General features: G+C 58.8%; 1 protein-coding gene. It reads left to right on the top strand.

Annotated elements, in window-relative coordinates; translation table 11 throughout:
* Window positions 1-471: 471 nt before the first annotated feature.
* On the top strand, window positions 472-1,114 hold a 643-nt coding region (locus G6N73_RS35815; protein WP_343044851.1), incomplete at its 3' end, for an aldehyde dehydrogenase family protein.

Raw genomic sequence — 1,114 nt, forward strand, 5'->3', positions numbered from 1 at the left:
AGCGGCGGCATATCGTCTTCGCCGACGCCTCACCTAAGAGCCGACTCTGGCCGCGCCGCAACATCACGTGGCGATGCCACGTACCCACCGTCCAGGGTGATGTGGCCGCGATCGGGCCTCCCCATTTCTGACGCACGCATTAGCGACGGGGCTAATCCGACCGCAGATTTTTAGCGGCCATCCACGCTCTTCTTCGCTCTGATTTCGCTAACGCGTCTACCAGCTCCGTTCTCCTGGATGGACGCGTGTGGATCTGGTTCTCGGCTACCACCATCAGCGCGATGGCCTGGCATGATGTCGAAGCTCGGCGATCGGCGATTTGGCGCGGCGATGATCGGCGCCGAATGTTCTTGGCGCACGGCGAGCCGTTCTTCCGGCGGCATGCCGCGCATGCACCTCCGCCCGTTCGATGTGGGAAATCCGGATCCCGTCCACTAATTCGCTCGTGGCCAAAGTCGCATACGATGCAGTGTGGATCTTCCTAACAACCCAGCACTCCAAAACGAGATTGACAGCCGAAAGAAAGCGAGTATCATTTATCGATGTCAGGTCTCGAAAAGTGAGAATCCGATGCTCCGGTCCCAGAATGTGCCTTCCGCTCAAATCGAAACGCGCCTCTTCATTGATGGTCAGCTTGTTGCCGGTGAGGGAGACGTGGAGAACATTGTGGATCCAGCTTCCGGCAGCGTTATCGCGCAGGTCGCCGAAGCATCGTCGGAGCAACTGGATGCGGCGGTCGCTGCGGCAACGAAAGCTTTCGCCTCCTGGTCAACCACAACGCCTGCATATCGGTCGGGATTGCTCTTGCTAATAGCTGACTTGATCGACGACGACGCTGAGGCGTTCGCTGCGCTCGAGTCGCTCAATACCGGAAAACCGTATGTCCGAATGCTGGAGGACGAGATGCCTGCCATCGCGGATCTCTTCCGCTTCATGGCTGGTGCGTCTCGTTGTTTGGGCGGCAGCGCCGCCAACGAATACTTGCCAAATCATACCAGCATGATCCGGCGCGATCCTGTAGGGGTCGTGGGTTTGATCGCACCTTGGAACTATCCATTGATGACGGCGGCCATGAAACTTGCGGCGCCGCTCGCTGCGGGCAATACAGTTCTCC

Source organism: Allomesorhizobium camelthorni (genome assembly GCF_011045125.1).
Classification (GTDB): Bacteria; Pseudomonadota; Alphaproteobacteria; order Rhizobiales; family Rhizobiaceae; genus Allomesorhizobium; species Allomesorhizobium camelthorni.